The organism is Aliinostoc maniaoense, assembly GCF_058172895.1.
Genome location: NZ_CP187952.1, coordinates 1,194,323 through 1,217,332 on the forward strand (window position 1 = coordinate 1,194,323; position 23,010 = coordinate 1,217,332).

Here is a 23,010-nt window from a genome sequence, read left to right on the forward strand (position 1 = left end):
CTTAAAGAAGAAAGACCAAAGTCCTTACTACGAACTTTAATTACTTAGGTTCTTCATTCAATAAGTCTTCAGCACAGACCATTTGTAATTGAATGATTTCACGCAATTGTTTACTAAAATCCTGCCTAGCTTTTAAGAAATCTGTGTGATTTTTAGTTATACGTGCATTGTTTGCGTTCAGTTTTTGATACTGAACTCTGTTTAATTCCAACATATTGATGATGGTGGTGAATGCGTCGTCAGTTTCAGGTGAATAAAAAACTCTTTGAGGCGTAGCCGAGTCAGAAGTAGTTGACTCAGAGAATTGTACTTCTTCTTCAGTTTTCAAATCGTGTTCCATGATATTTTTCATGGAATCTTTTTCTGACTCAACTATAGGGGTAGCCGGAGTTTCATTATTAGTAATAGACTGGATAAAATTCAGTGAATTTATACCTAGAGAATCACTAATTACGGGTTGTTTTGGCTGTCGTTTTTGCGCTATAGCTGCAAAGAGTTGACGATTTTCGTCTGTGAGGATTTTCTCAGTAATTGAATCACCACCTAGTGTGATAGTCCGCAGCATGGATTTATTTTTTTTGATGCTGGCTGTGACTGAAGTGTAAAGTGGTGATAAGTCTAAACTCACCCGATGACTAACGAGTTTACCTAATGCTTTGACAATGGAACTATGATCATCCATACCGCGACGGTTGAGGGAAACGGTGATGTGTTCTTTGTCTTCGAGAATTTTATCTATCCAACGAGAACAGACACTACCCGCACCAGCTTCGATAAAGATTTTTGTCCCGTCTTCGTAGACACGGTTAACTAATTTGGGAAAATCTAATTCTTGAGATAACCCTGTGGCAATGCTACGCGCAATTACTCCACTCTCTAGGGTGATAGTTTGATACTCAGCCGCCGAATAAAATACAATTCCGGGTATTTCCTGACTCGGTAAAGTATTTAATTTTACTAACTCGTCAAACTCCGATCGCATGGCTTGACAATGAATCACATGATCGAAGGGAGCAGAGAAAGCATTGCAACCGATAGTTTTAATCACTCTCTGACAAGCAGCCGGATCACCTGCAATTAATACTTCTTCTGGGGTATTAATCTGTGTCAAATAAACACGCGGTTCATTTCTGATTGCATCCCGTACCTGTACAGGACTAGCCATCAGCACATAATTACCCCACAGATTATCCCCTAAAGCCGTGGTAGATTTTGGTAATCCCCAATACTCACGCACAGCATTTTTTGGGCCAGATAATCTGTCGCCAAATAAGGCTGATGAGTTGAAAGAACTACTACCCTCATAGAAATTACTCCACACCCCTTGAGCAACCATCATGCTGGTTTCACCCAAGCTATAGCCAAACACATATTTGGGTTGGACTTGGAAATCATCCCGGATGACTGTGGTGATGAGTCTGGTGAAGAACATTTCCGCTTCAAACATCGCTAGAGAGTCATCTAACAATTTTTTCTCTAGCTTCTCTAATTCTCTGGTGCTAAATTTGCTCAAGCTTCGAGGAAAAACCAATCTTTCCACATCAGCCGCACGTTTGTAAATACTCTGGACAAAGGGGTTATCGTGCAGTTTGGGAAACAGTCGGAAAAGATTACGTCCAATCCCTACATAGGAATTTACGGCAGCCGGATACACATAAGCTACCTCGCCTTTTTTACCCAGAGGATTGGCTGTAAAGTAACTACCTACAGGAGTTTGCCAATCTATCCCCCTATCAAACGCGCCATTAATCCCTTTCCTGGCTGATTCAATTTCTCGGAGGAGTTCTTTTTTATTCCGTCCGGTAATTGATATGGCGTACTGTGCTTGAGATTGCTGCTGATAGGTATTAAAAGCTTGACTAGCATTCTCAGATAAAGAATCATTCTCTTGAATACTCTTTTGCAAGCTGTCTAAAGCCGCCATCAGACTAGCACGGTCATCAGCAGCTACGGGGAATAGATAAAACGGTGTTTGCTGCAAATACCGATTCGGACGCTCTTGTTGCTTGACTTCTTCCGACAAAATCACATGAGCATAACTACCATCACAACCCATCCCATTAATTGCGGCGATGCGTCGAGGAGCATTCTTACTGAGAAACCAAGGTCTAGATTCTGTCGCTACATAGAAAGGACTACCTTCAAAGGCTTCGGGAGTCTTCACACCAGACCAGTTAGGGGTGGCTGGAATATATCTGTAATAAAGACACAGAGCAGTTTTAATTAAACTAGCAATCCCGGCAGCAACAAAAGTATGTCCGATATTGGCTTTCACACTACCAATGGCACAGTGCAAACCATTTCCTACCGATGGATAAGCTTGAATTAAACCTGCAATTTCCGCTTCGTCTTCTTGAGGAATCCCACTGGCGCAAACTTCTACATAGTTTACTTGGTCAGGTTCAATACCTGCGGTTTTGAGAGCTTGTTGACAACCTTGATGGAGATTTGAGTGGGATTGACCAATACTAACAGCATCAATGACAGCATAAATGCGATCGCCATTTTCTAATGCTTGCTCATGACGCTTGAGAACTACAACCCCCGCACCTTCTCCTGGTGTCCAGCCGTTGGCTTTTTGATCGTAGCTGAGAGTATTAGCACCAGTGTTAATTTTAGCTGATTGGCTGCGTAATAATACGCTCTCTACACCACCAGCTAAATCCACCGCACCAACAACTACCGCGTCTACTTCTTCTGTCATCAGTAGCATTTGCGCCACTTCCAACGCCTTAAATGCGGAAGTTTCTACAGCCGTGAGAGTAAAAGAAGGCCCTGTAAAATTCCACAAAGAAGAAATCCGATTGGCTGTGATGTTACCGATGTAGCTTAAATACTCACCCACCTCTACTTGATGGTGAACGCTATCCTTAACGATAGTTTCTAGTTGGGCGATTTTGTCTTGGGGTAAGGTAATTTCCGCCCCATTCAAACCGTCTTTAACTTGCCAAGATGAATCCCAGCGTTGTTGTAGTTGATGTACAGATAACTCGGTTTCCGTAGCGATAATAACCGCTACATTACCCCCTTCTGGAATCTTCGCATCTTTCAAGGCGCGATCGGCCACTGTCAGTAATAGCAGTTGTTGTGGGTTGAGCTTTTCAACTTCGTTAGGAGGAATTTTATAAGTCAGGGTATCAATATCAAACTCTTTGATATATGCCCCTACAGGTGCTTTACCTGTTAATAAACCATATTTTTGTAGTAATTCCTGTTGTGTTTCTATGCCGTACCATCTCTTTGGCGGTAAAGAGATGAAATGCTGTTTACCGTCATAGATACTGCGTTCAAAACTATCTAAACTATTGCATTCACCGAAGAAGGCATCCATGCCTACAATAGCGAGTTTGCCCGTATTGTTATTTTCTTGTTCAAACATCTCTTTACTATTACCTGTGAGCGTCCAATTTACCGATAAGTAAGTTTGTAGTAAGCACTTCAGTGCTTAAGAGACTCCAAAATGTAGGGTGCGTCAGTATAAGTAATTTTTTATATGTTGAGGTTTTCTCAGACTGACGCACCCTACTAACTCGTGAATTTGGGATAGTTTGTTTGAGGTTCTCTAAGAAAGGGCTGAAGCCCTTACTACGAACTTTTTATTTCTCTAGAATTAGGTGGGAGTTTGTACCACCAAAACCAAAGGCACTTAATCCTACGTGTTTAGTTGATTTATTTTGTGGCCAGGGTGTCGGAGTCCGCACGATATTTTGGGGAGAAATGACGTTATTTTCTGAACCAATAGGATCATTCACATTAATAGTAGGGGGAATGACACCATGATTGAGGCTATAAATTGCCTTCGTCAAACTCACCATACCCGCAGCTACTAATAAATGACCAACATTAGCTTTGGTTGAACCCACTAAAGGTGATGCTTGGTGTTTTCCAAAAAAGCTCTCTATAGATGTGAACTCGGTACTATCTCCCAAAAGAGTGCCGGTAGCGTGACACTCCATATAATCAATAGCTTTGGGGTTAAGTCCAGCTTCTTGATAGGCTCTTTCAAAAGCTAGGACTTGGCCTTTAGTATTGGGGGTTAGTAAATGCTTACCTTTACCATCGTTAGAAAGACCATTACCGCACACCGTAGCCAGGATTTTATCCCCATCCCTGACAGCATCACTGTAGCGTTTGAGCATTACCATGCCGATACCTTCAGAGCTAATGAGTCCTCGTGATGTTTTATCTAGAGGCGAACTCACACCGTTGTCTGGATAGCCTTGAATCCCGGAAAATAACATCCGTAAAAATAAAGGATCTGAACAACTGATAGCTCCAGATAGCATCAAATCAGCTTTGTGTGATTGCAAGTAATATGATGCCAGCTTAATCGCATAGAAAGAAGAAGAACAAGCTGCATCTATACAGAAATGAGTCCCCGAAAGAGAAAAAGCCTTGGCAACTAACGCAGCAGGTAAACCAGAAATCATGGCGTTTTCTGTAGCGGCTTTAGTGGTTGTAGGGATAGCCGCTAGATGAAAATCTTGATCCTGTAAAAGTTCTGCTACTGCCGGCTCAATGGTTTGGCGATAAATCGGTGCGATAAGTTGATTAGAAAGCTTTGTGGGGAAAGAAAGAGTACCTAAAATTACTCCACATTTAGATAGAACTTCTTGATTTCCCCAATAACCACTATGTACAATTGCTTGTTTAGCTGCATATAGTGACCATTTGAAGGTGTTATCTAAGCTTTCCACAAATTCTGATGGCAGATTGTATTCACTGGCATCAAATTGAAAATTGCGGATAAATCCACCTTTGAGAAAATAAAATTTTTCCGGCTTGCCTTTGACGGGGTCGTAAAATATTGTGGGATCTAAACCCAATTCTGCAACACTAATTGTTGATGTCGCATCTTTCTGTTCAGTGAGATTTTGCCAAAATTGATCGGGATTATGAGCATCAGGAAAGAGGCATGATAATCCAATGATGGCGATTTTTTCCACTGTTTGTATCCTCGTTTGGGTAAAGTTTTAATTCGTAATTCGTAATGGGCTGCGCCCCGCTACGCTAACGTAATTAAGAATTATTTGGATTTATTTGATTCCCCGAACTGGATAGGATTTACGGTATTTTGCAGATGAGTAAGGTGTTAGGCCAATTTAATTATCGGCCTACTATAGCAATCCTCAAGGATTTAGGGTTTTATGAGGGGTTTTATTTAAGGTTTTTGTCACGCAGAGGCGCAGAGAGAGAAACAATAAAATATTTATTTCCCCTGCCCCCTGCCCCCTGCCCCCTGCTTCCTCCTACTTGGGTTTATGCAGATTCATGGGTGCAATTACTGCTTTCGCTCCGAGGATGCGGGAATATATTTTTCCTTCTCGATCATGGAGGATATAATTAGCGGTGACACCTGCTGCTGTTTTGTTGATAATGTCACAAGAAACGTAGAAGGGTGCGTTACAAGGAATGGCTCGAAATTGTTCTGAATATGTTAGTTGTCCTGGTAAGCAAACTTCTTGGTGAAGATGGCTTAACCATAGCCATAGGGGTTGTGTGCTTAAGTCGGTGGTGTAGGGATTATGCCATTTTACAGGGAATTGTCCTTGGGCTTCTAGTGAGATTTCTGACCAAAAACATTCGGTAGTGATTTTATTTTGGCTAATGTTGATAACTCTGGTAATTTGTTGAAATGCTGCACCATGAAATAGGGATGAATCTCCGTTTTGATAAAAATCTTTACCTGTTTTGGTAATGATGTGATCTTCGGTCAAATCCATGTTTTCGTAAATTGGTGCTGCTGGTAATTGCCGCACAATTGTAATGGTGGCACAAAAGTGATAGAAGGTTTTACCTTGGGGGTTTTTACTGAGAATTGTGGTTTTAAATTCAACAGATTCAGAACCATTTTTGGCGAGTTCTTGAATTTCTAGAATATATTCTTTCGCCAGGGTGTCATTAAAGGTAATCCCCTTGAGAACTTTGAACTCTTTGCAAGTTAAATAACGATAACCTGGATAACATTCTTCGCAAGCATGAATCATCCAGGACATCGCACAGGTGGCTGGTAGTACGGGAGTACCAGCAATCACATGATCGAGTAAAAAGGGATTTGCATCTACTGTCATGCGGCGACGGATGCGATAGCTGCGGAGTTGAGGATCTAGGGTTATAGGTGGGGGTGTGATGGGGCTACCAATGACTACTTGTGTAGAATCACGATGATTGGGATGCAGTTCATTGACTAGCATTTGTGTACCTACATCCACAGGGATAATATCAATTCCCCGTTCTGCAAAGGCTTTTTTGAGTTCTGGTGTCACCATACCGCTATCCCATCCGCCCCAGTTGATAGCGACAACGTGACAATCGGGATTGTATTGTTTGATTAAATGGGCTGACTTGTTGAGAATTTCATTAGCGATCGCATAATCCGATTGTCCCATATTCCCATAAAAACCAGCCACGGAAGAAAACAACACTAAATGCTCTAGTTGTTTAACATCCACACAAGACAGCAGATTTTCTAAACCTTGCACCTTAGCGGTGTAAACCTTCTCAAAATCTTGCTCTGTCTTCTTCTCAATTAACTTATCCGCTAAATTTCCCGCACCGTGAATAATTCCGGTAATTTTGCCAAATCTTGCCGCTACAGCCGCCAACTTTTCCTGTAAATCTGCAACATTAGTGACATCAACACTTAAATATTCCACCTGCGAGCCTGTTTCTTGAATCGCCGCCAGAGTTGCTTGAATTTCCCGGCTAGAAACAATTTTGTGATATATTTTCTGCACACTCATGGGTGTAGGCTTCTCCCCTTGAGCCTGCAAATGCTGCATAATCCGTTTTTTTAATACAGCCTCTTCAAAACAACCCTGAGTAAAATCCGGCTCACTCGCTAAAACCTCCGAACGCCCAAGCAGAATAAACCGACAAGCTTGGTGCTGCGCCAACTTAGTTACACATTGCGCCGTAATACCCTTAGCACCACCACTAACAACAAAAACCGATGAAGGACGAACCTGGGTAAGTGTAGTCATATTAATTTTGGAGAGAGTGAAGAAAAAAGATGGTTTCGCGCAAAGGCGCAAAGGCGCAAAGGTGTTAATTATCTTCAAATTCTGTTTAACAACACCAGAACATTTGCGATCTTCTTGGCGACTTTGCGCCTTTGCGCGAGGAAAAAAAAGTCTATATAACTACTCGAAAGAACTAATCAAAGTAAAGCGTCCTTGAGAACCGTAAGCAACCTCACCGATGTAAAGATTAGAGTCGTGCAGTTCGTCAATAATGTGTTGTGCTGAGACTTGAGGATCTAAACTGGGGCTGAGGTCAATTCCTCTAGTAAATACATTCGGCCATTCCCATCTCAGAGTCTTGACTAAACCGAACAAACCAGCCCCAATTGCTCCGAAGTTGACATTATGCTCTAACCCAAAGCTTCCATCTAACCGAGTCACAGTCAAAAAACAACTGCGTTGATAGTTTCCGGTTGCTGTCAAGGATTTTTTCAAGTGCTTCGCCATCAAAAAGACGTGCTTCACAATGGCTTTTTCTTCTGGGATAAAAGGTATTGTGCCGGTGTTATCTACCTGAAATCCTGGGTGGAGGTGAATAAAAGCCCCAATCGTGCCATAGTTAGTTGCGATCGCCGATAATTTTCCTTGGAGTAGTTCTTCACTCATGTCTGCAAGGGTGACTTGGTGTACACCTGCGGGTAAGGGGGAACGCTGGGGAATAATTGATTGGGGGAAGCTCAACACTACTACTTTCCAGCCCCGTTCTGTCAGGGTTTGCGCTACTTGGGAGGTAGTGCCAGAGCCATCATCGGTGATTAAACAAATGTGTCCCTCTGGCAATGTGAACTCTAGACTATCGGGTGCTGGTAGGTATTTGAGCTTGGCTGGACGACGTTTAACACCGTCGATTATTTGGACTGGTTGCCAGTTAAGCTCAGACTGAGACTTTTTTTTTTCACCTCCCACCAGCTTCTGGAGGTAGTCAACAATTTGACCGATGGTGCGGAGATCACCTAAGTCTTCCAAGTTGGGCTGGGGCAAGTTGGGATAGACTTCTTGTAATCCACCCAAGATTTCTACCCGTTTGATAGAGTCAATCCCTAAGTCTGCTTCCATGTCCATCTCTAGTTCCAGCATTTCTACTGGGTAGCCTGTCTTTTCGCTGGTGATGTTGAGCAGAGTTTGGGCGATGTCTGCGTAATCTGCGCTGTCTGCAACTTTAGCCTCGGCAATGGTTTCTACCACAGCTACAGGCTCAGGTGCAGGGGGAGCAACTACAGCTACAGGCTCAGGTTGTTCTACTGGTGATGGTGCTACTTCTACAGCTTGGCTACTACCAGCCATTACTTGCAAAAACTCGATAATTTGACCGATGGTGCGTTTTTCTGCGAGTTCTTCTAAGTTGGGCTTGGGTAAATCGGGATACATTTCCTGTAATCCCCCTAAGATTTCTACCCGTTTGATGGAATCAATACCTAAGTCTGCTTCCATGTCCATTTCCAGTTCCAGCATTTCCACTGGGTAGCCGGTTTTATCGCTGATAATTGCTAGGAGGTTGTTACCCAACTCAGCAATATTCACAATGGGAGCAGCTACAGGTGCAGGAGTAGGAGTAACTTCAACTTCTTGGACTGGGGGGGTGGTAACTTCGGCTATAGGTTCGGGCTGCATTTGCCAAGCTGTAGGTGCAGGTGCAACAGGTGCATCAGCAATGGTAAATTCAGGTTTGGCTACAGGCTCAACTACAGGCTGGGTTTCTACTTTTGCTACAGTTGCAGGTGCTTCAACAACTGGTGTGTCGATGGTGAAAGCAGGGATTTGCTGGCTGACTTCCTCTACTGGTGCAGTCACTCCACTGGAGAGAACCAGAGAATATTGTTGTTGAATCAACTCGAAGAAGTTTTTAGCGTAGGCTAGCTGTTCTTGAAGATATTTTTCATGGATGCGGAGGGTTTCACCTTGTTGGGAATGAAACTGCATCATACTGCGTTCCAAGCTTTCCATCACTACTAGCTTGAGTTGAGCAGCTTCTTGGGAAGTCTTAGCGTTAGCAAACAAAGCATTTTGCTGTTGCATCAGTTGGAAGAATGCTTTGGTGTATTCCATCTGATGGTTGAGGTAAGTACCATGTACTTGCAGGTTCTCAGTTTGGTTTTGCTGGAACTGAGTCATCAGATACTCTAGGCTTTGTAGCACTCGCTGGAAGTTTTCCAGTTTGTCTGGTGTTGGCATCTTCTTTTCTTCGGCTAGTTGAGGTGCAAGGATTGCAGAGTTCATTTGAGGTTGTGCTGTGGTGGTAATAGTAGAGTTATGAGTAATTTTGGTGGCGCGTCCGTTACCGTTGGTTGCTTTTGGGGCATTGGGAATTGGCAATGGGGAAGGCAGTGTGTTGGGGAGTTCTGCTCCTTTGTAGTAGCTGCTGTCATTGGCCATAGTTGTTTCTACCAATGCCCCTTGCCCCATGCCCAAAACGGGGGGTGTTTCTGCTACTGGGGTAGCGGGGACATTAACTGTAGGTGCAGCCGGGAAGGAAACTTTATGTCCGTTATTTAATGCTTCGACAAAGGCGTTTTTGGTTTTGTCGGAAATATAGTTAATGCCTCTTAAGGTGACACTCAGAGCTTTCTTTTTCTCGGCTGGGGGTAGAGTAGGTTGGGTTTGGTAGGGGTCGAGGTTTTTCAACTGCATACCGAGTACCCGCATTTGTACTGCTGCTTCCCGCAAAGAGCGATCGCTATTTTTCTGAGTGCTGGGGTTCAAGGCTATGGTAATGTGGGGGCGATCGCCTAAAATATCTTTGACTAAGTTGGTTAATATTCTCTTGGGGCCAAATTCCACGAAGCAAGAACCACCAGCCGCATAGATATTTTCAATTTCCTGTTTGAATAACACCGAGTTAGCTAGGTGAGTTTCCAGGATTTTTTGAATTGCTTGGGGTTCTTTGGGATATTGTTTACCTGTAACGTTAGTGAATACAGGAATTTTTGGCGCGTTGAAGGTGACTGCTTTGGTAGCAATAGCGAAGGATTTTTGAGCAAAAGCAATCAAGGAGGTGTGGAAGGCGGCAGACACTGGTAAAGGTACGGCGGCACAACCTTTTTCTTGTAAAGCTTGACGGACTTTAGCGATTTCGGTGGTTGGCCCTGCTAAGACAAATTGGGTGGGAGAATTGTAATTAGCGATCGCTACCCGTGGGTAATTCTTCAGAATCGCTTCTACTTTGCTGATGTCTTCTTTCACCGCCAGCATTGTACCTGCATCATGGTCAGGATCTTTGGGTGCAGCCATCGCTTGTCCCCTAGATTTGACTAGATACATATAATCTTGGTCGCTTAATACACCCGCCGCCCACAAAGCGGTGATTTCACCAAAGCTATGCCCAGCTACAAAGTCAGATTTAAAGCCAGCTTGTTTGAGAATAGAATATAAACCTGCACTAAATGCCCCAATGGCTGGTTGTGCGTATTCTGTGCGTTGCAGTGCGGCTACTTGAGCTTGTTTCTCGTCTTCATCAAACACAGGATGAGGGAAGACAATCTCTGAGAGGGGGTGTAAGTTATCTTGCAACAACAACCCATCCATATAACCAAATAATCGGCGCAAGGTGGGGAAGTTCATCACCAGTTCTCGACCCATTTCTAGGTACTGAGAACCTTGACCAGAGAATAAAGATACTACTTTCCCGCCTAGTTCCATCCCACTTGCGCGGTAGTAAATCCCTTGGGGATGTTCCCAATTAGGCATTTCACCTTTCAGCTTTAACCAGTCAATGCTAGTTTGCATTAACTTACAAGCTTCCTGTAAATTCTCAGCTACAAAGCCAACTCTCGCTGCACTCTGAGGAATTTCTACAGATTGGCACTCTTGCACTAATTGTGCAAAGTGTCTTTCACCGCCTTCTGATTGCAAGTTACTTAAAACTGCTTCACATTTTTGCAGTAGTTCTCCAGGGTTGGCAGCAAACAGCAGAATTTCGCGGGGGGTGCTGTGCAAGCGATAGGGGCGATTTTGTTCGGTTTCGTATTCTTCCAAAACTACGTGGTAGTTTGTGCCACCAAAACCAAAGGAACTGACACCAGCACGTCTTGGTGCTTCCCCTTCTGCCCGAATCCAAGGCCGAGTTTCGGTGTTGAGATAAAATGAGGAATTTTCAATATTTAGCTTAGGATTGGGCTTTGTAATGTTAATTGTGGGGGGTAGAATTTTGTGGTGTAATGCCAAAGCGGTTTTAACTAAGCTGACTGCACCCGCAGCCGCTTTGGTGTGTCCGACTTGGGATTTCACGCTACCCAAGGCAATGTGTTGCTTTTTGTTGTCGTGTTTAGAGAAGAAGTCTCTTAAAGAACCGAACTCGGTGGGGTCGCCAGCCATTGTTCCTGTACCGTGGGCTTCAATCAAACCAACGGTAGCGGGAGAGAAACCTGCATCTTCGTAAGCCCGGCGCAAGGCGTTAACTTGCCCTTCTTTGCGGGGTGCATAAATACTCTTGTAGCGTCCATCGCTGGAAGTACCGATACCTTTAATCACTGCATAGATTCTATCTTGATCTCGGACTGCATCTTCCAGACGCTTCAACACCAACATACAAACCCCTTCACCCAGCATCATGCCATCAGATTGGGCATCGAAGGGTTTAACTTTATCTCCTGGGGAAACGGCTGGGGTTTTGCTGAAGGAGATATAAGCCATGATGGTGTTATCTGTATCTACACCACCAGTTAGCATCATGTCAGCACGATGTTCAACTAGTTCGCTAATCGCCATTTTCAATGCGCCGAAGGAACTAGCACAAGCTGCATCAACAACGCAGTTCATCCCGCCAAAGTTCAAACGGTTAGCAATTCGCCCAGCGACGACGTTCGCCAACATCCCAGGAAAAGCGTTTTCATCCCACTTGATGTAAGCACTTTTGATTTTTTCGACAATTTTGTCGGTATCTTCGTCGGAGAGTCCACTGCTTTTGAGGGCTTTCTTCCAGATGGGGTATTCTAAGCGCGCAGAAAGGGGCATACCCAATTGCTTGGCCATAGCTACCCCTAAGATTACCCCCACCATCTCCCGGTTAAATTCACGAGATTCACCATAACCAGCATCTTCCATTGCTTCTTTTGCAACTACTAAACTTAATAGTTGCGAAACATCTGTAACTTCTAAAATGCTGGGAGGAATACCAAATTCCATTGGGTTAAAATCTACCTCTGGAATAAACCCACCACGTTTACAGTAGGTTTTATCTTCTGGGGTTCTGGGGTTGGGGTCGTAGTAATCCTCTATGCTCCAGTGGGTTGCAGGAACATCGGTGATACAATCCGTTTTATTAATAATGTTTTGCCAGTATTCCCGCAAATTTCTGGCTTGGGGAACTAGTGAGGCCATACCAATGATGGCTATAGGATTTTGTTGTAGTTGTCTGTTAATTTTGTTAATTGACATTGGTTTTTCCAAGTTCATTTTTTTTTCCTCAATACACCGCAACAAAGCCTTTTCGCAGTTATTAATCTGGTTTTCTAACTCCGCTAAGGCAGCATCAATTGGATTAGCAGACATAGGGCATATAGTGTTCTGGGGTATGTGGATTGTGCAGCAACAGGAATCAATTCGTAATGGGCTAACGCCCCGCTCCGCTAACGTAATTCGCAATTCGCAATTGGCTAACGCCTACGTAATTTGCAACTATGCTCTTGCCCCGCTTCGCTCTAAGGGCAGCTATGCGGCAGGCTTTAGGCAATTAAAAACTCCAGGTTTTATACCAAATTGGGATAGGTAGTATTATTTTGATCTGCTGTAATAGCCTATGAATCTAGGCTGGCAATCCAAAATCCAAAATCCAAAATTGGTATTACTAGGGTTTTTGAGTTGCGAACTGTTAATGAATTTTGAATTATTGGTATAATTCTTGTTGCTTACCCTGATGAGTTTTATTTCTTGTTAAGCATTTGTGGGCATTGGGAATTGGCTGTCAAAATTCCTCTAGTGCCTTGTGAATGATTTTATCCAACGCTCGACTCTTGATATGGTGGCAATAGGTCGATGACGTTATTGAAACTAGTAAAATAGTCTTGAAGCGCGGTAGCTGCTGAACCAGTAAATTCCATCCATTCGTAATGGTAGAAATTTTGAGCATTTGTATCTAACTGGAGCAAGGGAAACTTAGGAGTAGCTATTAGAACAGAAACGCTTTTTTCTCCCAAACTACTTTGATGATCTAGTTTTACGGCAGCCACGTAGCTGGTATTAATGACAACGTTCTGTATTTTGATAAATGCCATAGCCAGTTTCAGCGTCCAGGATAATATATGTTATGGGATTCGACCCAAAAAAGTTGACAAGTTCGTTACAGAAGAAACACCACTTGGAATCCGAATTAATACAGTGACTGGAACGAATATCAACCATTGAGCAAGGGGTGGATAGGCAGCTTGGCTTAGTTATTTTTTACTACTGTTCTACTTGCACATAAATAACTAATTTACCTCGCTACTTTGGAGCATTGAATTAATACAAAGAATAGCACAATTCATAGAAACTAAATCATTTGTTTAAATTAATTTTATGAACCAAATAGATATTTGTTGATGAAAATCTCAAATTAGCCATAGTCCTCTAGTATAATGGACGACTTATCAATACAAGCTGATAAGTTGCTTGATGTCGGCTGTAAGGTTGACTGGATATCGCTAGCGATCGCAATTATAGTTTCTCCTCAGCCCCGTAAACATTTCATCAATAGACAAATCTGATTACATCCCTATGAAAATTTATTTTTTAGCAGCACATCATAATCAACAGATGTTTTTTGATGAATTTTTAATATAAATGACTAAAGATGATTGAGGAGTATTTATTAAGCAAATATTTCTTACATATATTGTGCGGCATAAACAAAATCTGCAATATGCAAAAGATAATTTACTTTCTGCCTTTTTACCTATATAGTTCAAAAATCACAAAATCCTAAGACATCAAACCTATTTTTTTGGTTTGTTTACCAGTCCAGTTTTGCCAACGTGCCAAGCCACGGTTAACTAATTCTGAATTGCTGTCACCGATAAAACAAATACGTCCTAATCTTTCGCAAGCAATGAGAATTTCACCGTGTCCCATAAAGGGAGCAATCACAAAATTATTCGGATTGGTGTACAAATTGAGCAAATAATTAATAATTCCCTCGACTCCTTCAATATTAATTGGGGTTTGGGGTTTGGTCATTGTTTGATGAGAAAAAATCCCTATATAAAGATTGCCGAGTAATAACTCATATTGGAAGGGCATTTGATTATGTTGATAAAAATCATAGATATGTCCTTCCGAACGAATAACAGCCACAACTTTGGCTTCATCTACTAAGTAATTATGCTCCCAGGTGGATGAGAGAGTAGCGATCGCCAATGCTGCATCTGAAGGTAACAGCTGGCGAAATTCCCCTTGGGAGGTGTCACCACAATATACTAGATGTCTGCCTAATATCCATTCATCACCTGTTTGGATGGGGGAATGGGGGGAAGTTTGAGCAGGTGAAAAAGAGGCGATCGCTGGAGTTTTCTTAACAGCTAACTTAGCTTGTTTTTGCGCCATAGCACTTTTGTAAGCTAATGTCTGTAACTCTTTTTGCTTCACCTGTAATTCTTCTATTAATTGCGCTTGGCGTTGGGCTTCGGCGGTGTCTCCCCTAGCTTCAGCTAATTCCATAGCTGCTTGTGCGGCAGTAACTTGAGCGCGCTCTTTTGTCCCTGCCCTAGCAATACTTAAAAGTGCTGTAGGACTATCAGCAATCGGTGTACCCTTAATTAACTGTTTCACTTCTGGGTGAATACTTTTAGCAATTTGCTTACCGTGCTGAAATGTCCGTTCTGAGTAACCAGCTTCCCTAGCTAACTCTAAAGTTCTTTTGGGTGGTGGTGAAATCGTTTCACCACCTTTGAGAGTATGTTGATTGTCTCCCACCTTTGCCCGTAACCCCATCCGCTCTAGAATTTGGTCACGTTCCAACCATAATTCTGAACGTTCCAGGGGTTCTAACTCATTCCGAATTAAATTTTCGTCAATTTCAGCCAACCGGGCTTGATCTGCACCAGCATAAGCAACAATATTACACTCAACCGTGTCTAGCCCCAACAACTTACAAGCCGTCAGCCGATGCAACCCAGCAATTAAATTCAGCTTTTGGTCTACCGTAATCGGGTTCAATAGACCATTCGCCTGAATTGACTCCTTGAGTTCATCAACCTTCTCACCCTTAACCGGACGACGATTGCGACCGATTTTAATTTGGTCTATGGGTACTGTAGGCATAAAAAATTCAAAATTTAAAATTAAAGACAGTGAGTCAAATAACTCAGGATTACGACTCAGATAAGCCGGATATGTTTCACAAATATCTAAAAACCATGATTTTACTCACACATTTTCAGATAATGTCGAATACTACACAACAGTAGCGATCGCAATTCATCAATAATATTCCAGACAAAAGGAAGGAATCAGGGGAAAGGAGACAGGGAGACAAGGGAGACAAGGGAGACAAGGTAGACAAGGTAGACAAGGTAGACAAGGTAGACAAGGTAGACAAGGGAGAAATATTTACGCTCATGCCCCATGCCCCATGCCCCATGCCCCATGCCCCATACCCCATGCCCCATGCCCAATGCCCCATTCCCAATCAATTGACAAAATCGAATTTTTTTGCAATGATTAAACACGTATTTAGTAAGTTATTCTCATTAATTTCCACTCCCCGCTTCGTATTGATTGGAATTTAAGTTATTTAAAGGTTCAAGCGTATTTTACGCTACTTGATGCGAAGTCTAATTAAGGTAAAACTGAGAAAGATTTGTAGCCAATTCAGTATCATTAACTTTACCGCTAAGTAGTTTGTGTGCGGTAGTGATCAAACTATCAAAGCATTTACATAAGCCTCACTAGACATTCAAATCATTAATAATAATACAGGGAAAAATTGCTCCTAGTAGCCATGATTAAATGCGTACACTAACACGCATGAAAAGCTCTATTACCCAGTCCCCAATCCCCAATCCCCAATCCCCATTCTTACCTCATCACACCAATTGGGAATAAAAATATGGAAGTAAATAAACAACGCCTACGCCAGTTATTGATCAAACCCCAAGTTAGATGGCGGTTAATTTTAGCCACTTCCATCACCTTAGCAGTGGGAATCGTCACTTTATACAGTTTTAATCCCAATAAATTCCGCTCTCAAGACCAAGCACCCGCCCCTAATTCTCCCAAAGCCGCACCAGTCAAACTTGCTGTCACAGCTTTAGGACGGTTACAGCCTGATGGTGAAGTAACTACCTTATCAGCACCTAGTTCTACTAATGGTATTCGAGTAGAAAAACTGTTAGTGAAAGAAGGTGATGAAGTTCAAGCCGGGCAAGTATTGGCATATTTAGAAGATTATGCCCGTGCTACCGCCGCTTTACAACAGGCTTTAGATAAACTGGAAATTGCCAAAACTCAATTAGCACAAGTTAAAGCAGGTGCTAAACCTGGAGATATCGCTGCCCAAAAAGCTACCATTGCGCGGTTACAGTCACAACTCAAAGGAGAAATTGCCACTCAAGAGGCAACTATTAACCGTATCCAAGCAGAAGTTAATAACGCGCAAACAGAAAATGATCGCTATCAAAAATTACTGCGCGAAGGTGCTGTTTCTGCTTCTGTTGCAGACACAAGAGCTTTACAACTAAAAACAACTCAACAACAACTAACCGAAGCTAAAGCGGCTCTGATTCGGACTCAAAACACTCTCGCAGACCAAATTAAAGAAGCCAAAGCCAGACTCAACAGTGTTCAAGAAGTACGAAGTATAGATGTAGAGTTGGCACAAAATCAAGTTAAGAGTGCTGTAACTGCTGTCAAACAAGCCAAAGCAGACCAGGAGTTGACCTATATTAAAGCTCCTATCGATGGCAAAGTGTTAAAAATCCACGCCAAAACCGGAGAAGTTATTAGCAGCACAGGATTTGCTGACATTGGTAAGACCTCTCAAATGTACGTAATTGCAGAAGTCTATCAAACCGATATTCAAAAAGTTCGCTTAGGTCAAAAAGCCACCATCACCAGCCCTGCATTTAGCGGTAAATTGCAAGGAACAGTTCAGGAAATTGGTTTGCAAGTTGACAAACAAAGCATCTTCAGCATTAATCCTAACTTCGATACAGACCGCAGAATCATTGAAGTCAAAATATCTATCGATAAACCCGCAGATAATCAACGGGTATCTCGATTAACCAATTTACAGGTTGATGTAGCCATTGATATTTAAAGCAATTCGCAATTCTCAGTTAGGTGTTGCAACCGGTATTTAGAAAGAGCCACAACACTTGCAGTTTGATAGAAGCCGGGGATTTAGTCATTAGTTTTTCTCCCCAATCCCCAGTCCCCAATCCCCAATCCCCAATCCCCATAAAAAGCCATGAATATTAAAATTCCTTTAGCATGGCTACAGCTCGCCCAACAAAAAATTAGATTTCTGGTGGCTGTAGCTGGTATTGCTTTCATTGTCTTACTGATGTTTGTGCAACTTGGTTTTCAAGATGCGCTTTATTCTAGTGCTACTGCCCTACATCAAAATCTCAAAGGGGACTTATTTTTAGTCAGTTCTCAATATAAATCTTTGACATCAAATCAAAGTTTTTCTCGAACTCGTTTGTATCAAGTTTTAGGGTTTGATGGTGTCGAATCAGTTAGCACCATGTACTTACAATTTGCTAAATTGAAAAACCCTGCTACTGGTGAGAAATACTCTATATATGTAATAGGGTTCGACCCAGGCAAATCTATCTTAAATATTCCTGAAATCGAGCAGAACTTAGATAAGCTCAAAATTCCTGATGTCATGTTATTTGACAGAGATTCAAGGCCAGAATTTGGCCCCATCGCCACGAATTTCGAGAAAGGAATTGACCAGACAATTGAAATCTTTCCCTTTGATGGCCCTAGAGGATACAAAGTTAGAGTCGGTGGCTTATTTAGTTTAGGCCCTTCCTTTGGTGTAGATGGTAACTTAATTGTCAGCGATACAACTTTTCTCCGCATCAACCCCAACACTCGCCCAGTTGAGAAAATAGATATAGGTATCATTACCCTCAACCCAAATGCTAATCAAGAACAAGTTTTAGCGAATTTGCGAGCTAATTTACCTAATGATGTCAGGATTTTCACTCGCCAAGGTTTTATAGATTTTGAGAAACAATATTGGTCTGCTAGAACACCAATTGGTTTTATTCTCAACTTGATGTTGACAATGGCTTCAGTGGTGGGTGTAGTAATTGTCTATCAAATTCTTTACAGCAATATTGCAACCCAATTTATTGCTTATGCCACATTAAAAGCAATTGGCTATCCCAATTCTTATTTATTAAATGTGGTTTTTCAACAAGCTATTATCTTGGCATTATTAGCTTATATACCAGGATTTTTAGTTTCTGTAGCTTTGTATAATTTCGCAATGGAAGCTACAAAATTACCGATTATGATGACTGCAAACAATGCCTTAATCGTCTTTGTTTCCGCAGTTTTAATGTGCATCACCTCTGGCGCACTTGCTATTAACAAACTACGTTCCGCAGACCCGGCAGATATTTTTTAGGGCATTGGGCATCGGGCATCGGGCATCGGGCATCGGGCATTGGGCATTGGGAATGGCGCATTGGGCATAGGTAAAAATTTCTCTCTTATCTCTCTTATCTCCCTTGTCTCCCTTGTCTCCCTTGTCTCCCTCGTCTCCCTTGTCCCCCTGCCCCCTGCCCCCTGCCCCCTGCTCCCTGCCCCCTACACCCCTACACCCCCACACCCCTACACCCTCTTTAATAACTATGAATTTACACAACAAAACCCTTCTGATTACTGGGATTGATGAATTTATCGGCTTGCGTGCGGCTGAGTTAGCCATAGCACAAGGAATAAAGGTGCGTGGACTGCAAGCTTCTAATAAGTCTGATATAGCGAAAAAATTGGGTGCTGAGGTAATTGTTGGAAGTATTACCGATACGACTATAGCCCAAAAAGCTTGTCAGGGAGTAGACATTGTTTTAAATACAGCCCAAATTACCGAAGAAGCTGGCCCTATTAAACAGTTTCAGGAAGTGAATGTTAACGGTGCGGTGAATATAGCTAAAGCTGCCAAAAGTGCTGGTGTGAAAACTTTTGTGCATCTTTCTAGTATTTTGGTCTATGGGTTTGATTATAGCGATCGCATCACCGAATCCGCTACACTCTCCGCTAGCGATAACCCCTACTGTCAAACTAAAATCGCCGCCGAAACCGAACTTTTACCCCTCAATTCACCTCCAGATTTCGGCATGATTATTATTCGCGCAGGTGATGTTTACGGGCCTGGTAGCCTACCTTGGGTAGTTCGCCCCATTCACTTTATGCGACAAAAATTATTTGCTTATCCGAATGATGGGCAAGGTGTAATTAATCATGTCTATGTAGATAATCTCATTGATGCCATCTTTTTAGCAATCGAAAAACAGACCTACGGTGAGATATTTAATATCACCGACGGACAAGAAACTTCCTGGAAAGAATATTTCATGCGCCTAGCCGCAATGGAAGGTTTACCTACACCAATGTCTTTAGGTAAAGATGAAATCAAACTATTTTTACAACTACGTCATCAGGGGCAAAAACTATTTCGTAAAAAAGCGGACATTCTCCCAGAATCAGTAGATTTTATGAGTCGTCCCTATGCTTGTTCAATTGCGAAAGCTGAAAGTTTATTAGATTACAAACCAAAAATTGATTTAGAAACAGGGCTGCGTCAAACCAAAACATGGCTTGAGAAGACTGATATTCAAAAGCTACTGAAATAAGGAGGCAGGGGAGCAGGGGGCAGGGAGACGAGGGAGACAAGGGAGACAAGGGAGGGGGGAGTGTGGGGAGAGAGGGGAGTGTGGGGGGAAAGATTTGTTCTCCACCATCCCACACCTCCCACACCTCCCACACCCTGCCCCATGCCCAATGCCCAATGCCCAATGCCCAATGCCCAATGCCCCATGCCCCATTCCCCATTCCCAATCACAATTATTTATGAACAACAATTCACCAAAGTTAAGCATTGGTTTACCTGTATATAATGGGGAGAAATTTATTCAGGCAGCCCTAGACTCTTTGCTGGCTCAAACATTTACAGACTTTGAATTAATTATTTCAGATAACGCATCTACAGATAATACAGAAGCAATTTGTCGAGCCTACGCTGCTCAAGATAAACGTATCCGCTACTACAGAAATAACGAAAATATTGGTTGCGCTCGAAATTTTAACCGTGTCTTTGAATTAGCCACTGGTGAATATTTTAAATGGGCAGCCCATGATGATTTACACGCCCCTGATTTTCTGATGAAATGTATTGCGGTATTGGAAGAAGACCCTACAATTATCCTGTGCCATTCTCATGTATATTTCATTGATGAAGCTGGTGAGTTTCTGCAAAAATATGACATTGCAATCAAGGCAGACTCACCTAAAAATTACGAGCGTTTTAATGAATTACTAACCAAGCATTTCTGCTATCAAATGTATGGTGTAATTCGCTCTGAGGCACTCAAAAAAATTCCGCCAATGGGTAGCTATGGCAATGCAGATGGCATTTTTCTCTTAAGGCTGTGTTTAGTAGGTAGGTTTTACGAAATTCCCGAATACCTATTTTTTGCTAGAAGCCATCCTCAACAATCACTGAGTATGTTTTTCCCTGGATATATGTCGCTTAGTAATAGCAATAACAGCTATTCATCGGATATATTGCCGGATTTCTATGCCTATACAGTGTGGTTTGATTCATCAAAACAGGGCAAGATTTTGTTCCCGCATTGGCGAATGTTTTGGGAATATATTGTTTCTGTATGCCTGTTGCAGATGAGTTTACACGATTATGTCCGTTGCGCTATCAGTTTATATCAGAAACTCAAAGGCAAGGAGTCTTTATTATTACAAGACTTACTGATAGCAGGACGAAAAATTTGGCAGAGTTGGCATCAAACTCCACTACCAACAGAGCAAATAAAAACTCAGTTGATTGTATCTGAACAAAAATAGTTTGTGAAACACTCTCTATGTAATGAGGAGAAAAATATGTTCAAGATTGTGCGACTGCATCATATTTTACTAGCAAGTTTATTGAGTTTCACTGTTGTTAAGCCATTAAATGCTGAACCAACAGCAAAGTTAACTGTTGTAGTTAACGGTATCCGCCATCAAAAAGGCCAGATTTGCATGAGAATTTATGCTAACGAAAAAGGATTTCCGTTAAGTGACACTAGTGAAGTGCAAAGTGGTTGTACTCGCATTACAGGTACATCAGTTACTAAACATTTCTACGGCTTGAAACGTGGCACTTATGCAGTAGCAGTAGTAGATGATCAAAACAGTAATCAAAAACTTGATTCTGATTTCTTTGGCATTCCCAAGGAAGGTTTTGGGATTTCTAATAATCCTACTGTATCCATCCAAACTGGTACGCCTAAGTTTAATAAATCAAGTTTTCCTGTCACCAAAAATACAACAGTCAATATTAAGCTGAAATACTCACTAGATCGCTAGATTATTTCCGCTTTTTTAAGGTTTGTAGTAAGCACTTTAGTGCTAAGAAATCAGGACTGAAGTCCTTACTACAAACTGTAATTACAAATTATAAACTCTTTCTTCTCAACTATTACAGATGGCGAAATTTGCCGGAGACTTATAGATGTCATGAGAGAATTGGCAGAATTTTTGTTTAGGTCTTTGCTGGGATGGTTGGGGATTCAGGTATTTCTTTCTGTGATGTTTTTGTTGTATGTGCGATTATCGCGGACAAAAACTTTACCTGATGAAAAGTTACCTAAAACGGCGGTAATTCTTTGCTTGCGAGGGGCTGATCCGTTTTTACCCAACTGTATTGAGGCGTTGTTAAAACAGAATTACCCAAACTACGATTTAAAGGTGATTATTGATAGTCAGGAAGACCCAGCTTGGCAGGTTGCTGGTGATACTATCAAACAACTAGATGTAACTAATGCTGACATCAGTCATTTAAGAATTATCCGCCACAATTGTAGTCTTAAATGTAGTGCTTTGATTCAAGCTATTTCTGATTTAGATGATTCTTATCAGGTGGTAGCTTTAGTAGATGCTGATACAATAGTTCATGCTAATTGGTTGCGAGAATTAGTTAGTCCTTTAGAGCATCCCAAAATTGGGGCGACTACTGGTCATCGGTGGTATGTACCTACAGGGAAATATTGGGGTTCTTTGGTACGCTACACAGGGAACATAGCTTCAGTGGTGCAGATGTATCTGTTTGGTATTCCCTGGGGTGGGACTTTGGCTGTGAAAACTGAGGTATTGCGTCAGACAGGAATTTTAGAGCAGTGGGCGCAAGCTTTCGGTGAAGATTTGATGATGCACAATATCCTCAAAAAACATGGTTTGGGGGTGAAGTTTGTACCTTCGCTGATTATGGTGAATCGTGAAGAGTGCGATTTGCTGGGGATAATTGACTATGTACAACGTCTGATTTTGTATTTGCGGATGTACCATCCCCGGTGGTTAGCAATTGTGAGTGAAGCTGTTTCTAGCATTTTGTTTCCCACCTTAGTAATTTTCTTATTCTTCTTATCGTTAGGTGATGGTCAGTGGGATGTAGCTAATTTATTATTTAAATCCTACAGTATTTATACTTTGGGATTGCTCTCATTGACGCTGCTGCTAGAGATGGGTTTACAGCCTGTGATTCGCGCCCAAGGACAGCCAGGGACAAAATTATCAATGGCGATGATAGGAAGAATGTTGTTGGCTATTCCCCTAACACAGTGGGTATATGGGTTAGGTATGCTCTCTTGTCTGTGGATTTCCACGGTGAAGTGGCGGGGAATCGTCTATCGTATTCAAGGCCCTTGGAATGTTCGGTTGGTGGAATACCATCCGTATGATTTTTTAGATCAACCTGTGGATAGCAAGATATCTCTTTGATTAAGAGGCAGGGGTATATCAATTCAAAATTCAAAATTAAAGAGTTTTTCTACCTCTGCTCCCTTGT

General features: G+C 42.1%; 15 protein-coding genes. 8 read left to right on the plus strand and 7 right to left on the minus strand.

Going from position 1 to position 23,010, the window contains the following annotated elements:
• Positions 1–40 precede the first annotated feature (40 nt).
• The 6 genes from ACPZ3T_RS05430 to ACPZ3T_RS05455 all read right to left on the minus strand — a co-directional run bounded on the left by ACPZ3T_RS05430 (position 41) and on the right by ACPZ3T_RS05455 (position 15,254).
• Complete coding sequence (locus ACPZ3T_RS05430) at positions 41–3,379, minus strand: PfaB family protein (RefSeq protein WP_490274131.1); 3,339 nt, start codon at positions 3,377–3,379, stop codon at positions 41–43.
• 217 nt (positions 3,380–3,596) lie between these two features.
• The gene (locus tag ACPZ3T_RS05435) at positions 3,597–4,946 is read right to left on the minus strand and encodes a beta-ketoacyl [acyl carrier protein] synthase domain-containing protein (RefSeq protein ID WP_490274133.1); all 1,350 of its coding nucleotides are present in this window, start codon (positions 4,944–4,946) and stop codon (positions 3,597–3,599) included.
• 303 nt (positions 4,947–5,249) lie between these two features.
• A complete protein-coding gene (locus ACPZ3T_RS05440; protein ID WP_490274135.1) occupies positions 5,250–6,983 on the minus strand; it encodes an SDR family NAD(P)-dependent oxidoreductase in 1,734 nt (577 codons plus the stop codon).
• Between the two features lie 159 nt (positions 6,984–7,142).
• Entirely contained in the window at positions 7,143–12,509 is a 5,367-nt protein-coding gene (locus tag ACPZ3T_RS05445) for a beta-ketoacyl synthase N-terminal-like domain-containing protein (protein ID WP_490274137.1), read from the minus strand.
• Between the two features lie 443 nt (positions 12,510–12,952).
• Positions 12,953–13,231, minus strand: coding sequence for a hypothetical protein (locus ACPZ3T_RS05450; protein ID WP_490274139.1), 279 nt, complete (start codon positions 13,229–13,231; stop codon positions 12,953–12,955).
• Between the two features lie 685 nt (positions 13,232–13,916).
• Positions 13,917–15,254 carry a ParB/RepB/Spo0J family partition protein gene (locus ACPZ3T_RS05455; protein WP_490274141.1) on the minus strand — a complete coding sequence of 446 codons (1,338 nt, stop codon included), beginning with the start codon at positions 15,252–15,254 and terminating at the stop codon, positions 13,917–13,919.
• Between the two features lie 296 nt (positions 15,255–15,550).
• Between ACPZ3T_RS05455 and ACPZ3T_RS05460 the strand changes: the two genes are divergently transcribed.
• The 3 genes from ACPZ3T_RS05460 to devC all read left to right on the plus strand — a co-directional run bounded on the left by ACPZ3T_RS05460 (position 15,551) and on the right by devC (position 18,576).
• Complete coding sequence (locus ACPZ3T_RS05460) at positions 15,551–15,721, plus strand: hypothetical protein (protein WP_490274143.1); 171 nt, start codon at positions 15,551–15,553, stop codon at positions 15,719–15,721.
• Positions 15,722–16,041: 320 nt separating this feature from the next.
• The gene (locus ACPZ3T_RS05465; RefSeq protein WP_490274144.1) at positions 16,042–17,250 is read left to right on the plus strand and encodes an ABC exporter membrane fusion protein; all 1,209 of its coding nucleotides are present in this window, start codon (positions 16,042–16,044) and stop codon (positions 17,248–17,250) included.
• A gap of 150 nt (positions 17,251–17,400) precedes the next feature.
• Positions 17,401–18,576 carry an ABC transporter permease DevC gene (gene devC / locus ACPZ3T_RS05470; RefSeq protein ID WP_490274146.1) on the plus strand — a complete coding sequence of 392 codons (1,176 nt, stop codon included), beginning with the start codon at positions 17,401–17,403 and terminating at the stop codon, positions 18,574–18,576.
• Here the strand turns inward: devC and ACPZ3T_RS05475 are convergent.
• A complete protein-coding gene (locus tag ACPZ3T_RS05475) occupies positions 18,544–18,780 on the minus strand; it encodes a hypothetical protein (RefSeq protein ID WP_490274148.1) in 237 nt (78 codons plus the stop codon). The genes devC and ACPZ3T_RS05475 overlap by 33 nt on opposite strands.
• 22 nt (positions 18,781–18,802) lie before the next feature.
• Between ACPZ3T_RS05475 and ACPZ3T_RS05480 the strand changes: the two genes are divergently transcribed.
• From ACPZ3T_RS05480 to ACPZ3T_RS05500, 5 genes are all read left to right on the plus strand, one after another.
• Positions 18,803–19,804, plus strand: coding sequence for an NAD-dependent epimerase/dehydratase family protein (locus tag ACPZ3T_RS05480; protein WP_490274150.1), 1,002 nt, complete (start codon positions 18,803–18,805; stop codon positions 19,802–19,804).
• A gap of 78 nt (positions 19,805–19,882) precedes the next feature.
• Entirely contained in the window at positions 19,883–20,068 is a 186-nt protein-coding gene (locus ACPZ3T_RS05485; protein WP_490274152.1) for a hypothetical protein, read from the plus strand.
• Positions 20,022–21,029: a glycosyltransferase family 2 protein gene (locus tag ACPZ3T_RS05490; protein WP_490277126.1), complete on the plus strand. Its 1,008-nt coding sequence runs from the start codon at positions 20,022–20,024 to the stop codon at positions 21,027–21,029. Before ACPZ3T_RS05485 ends, ACPZ3T_RS05490 begins: the two co-directional genes overlap by 47 nt.
• Before the next feature lie 36 nt (positions 21,030–21,065).
• Complete coding sequence (locus tag ACPZ3T_RS05495) at positions 21,066–21,533, plus strand: DUF2141 domain-containing protein (protein WP_490274154.1); 468 nt, start codon at positions 21,066–21,068, stop codon at positions 21,531–21,533.
• A gap of 150 nt (positions 21,534–21,683) precedes the next feature.
• Entirely contained in the window at positions 21,684–22,943 is a 1,260-nt protein-coding gene (locus ACPZ3T_RS05500; RefSeq protein WP_490274156.1) for a glycosyltransferase family 2 protein, read from the plus strand.
• The last annotated feature ends 67 nt before the right edge of the window (positions 22,944–23,010 follow it).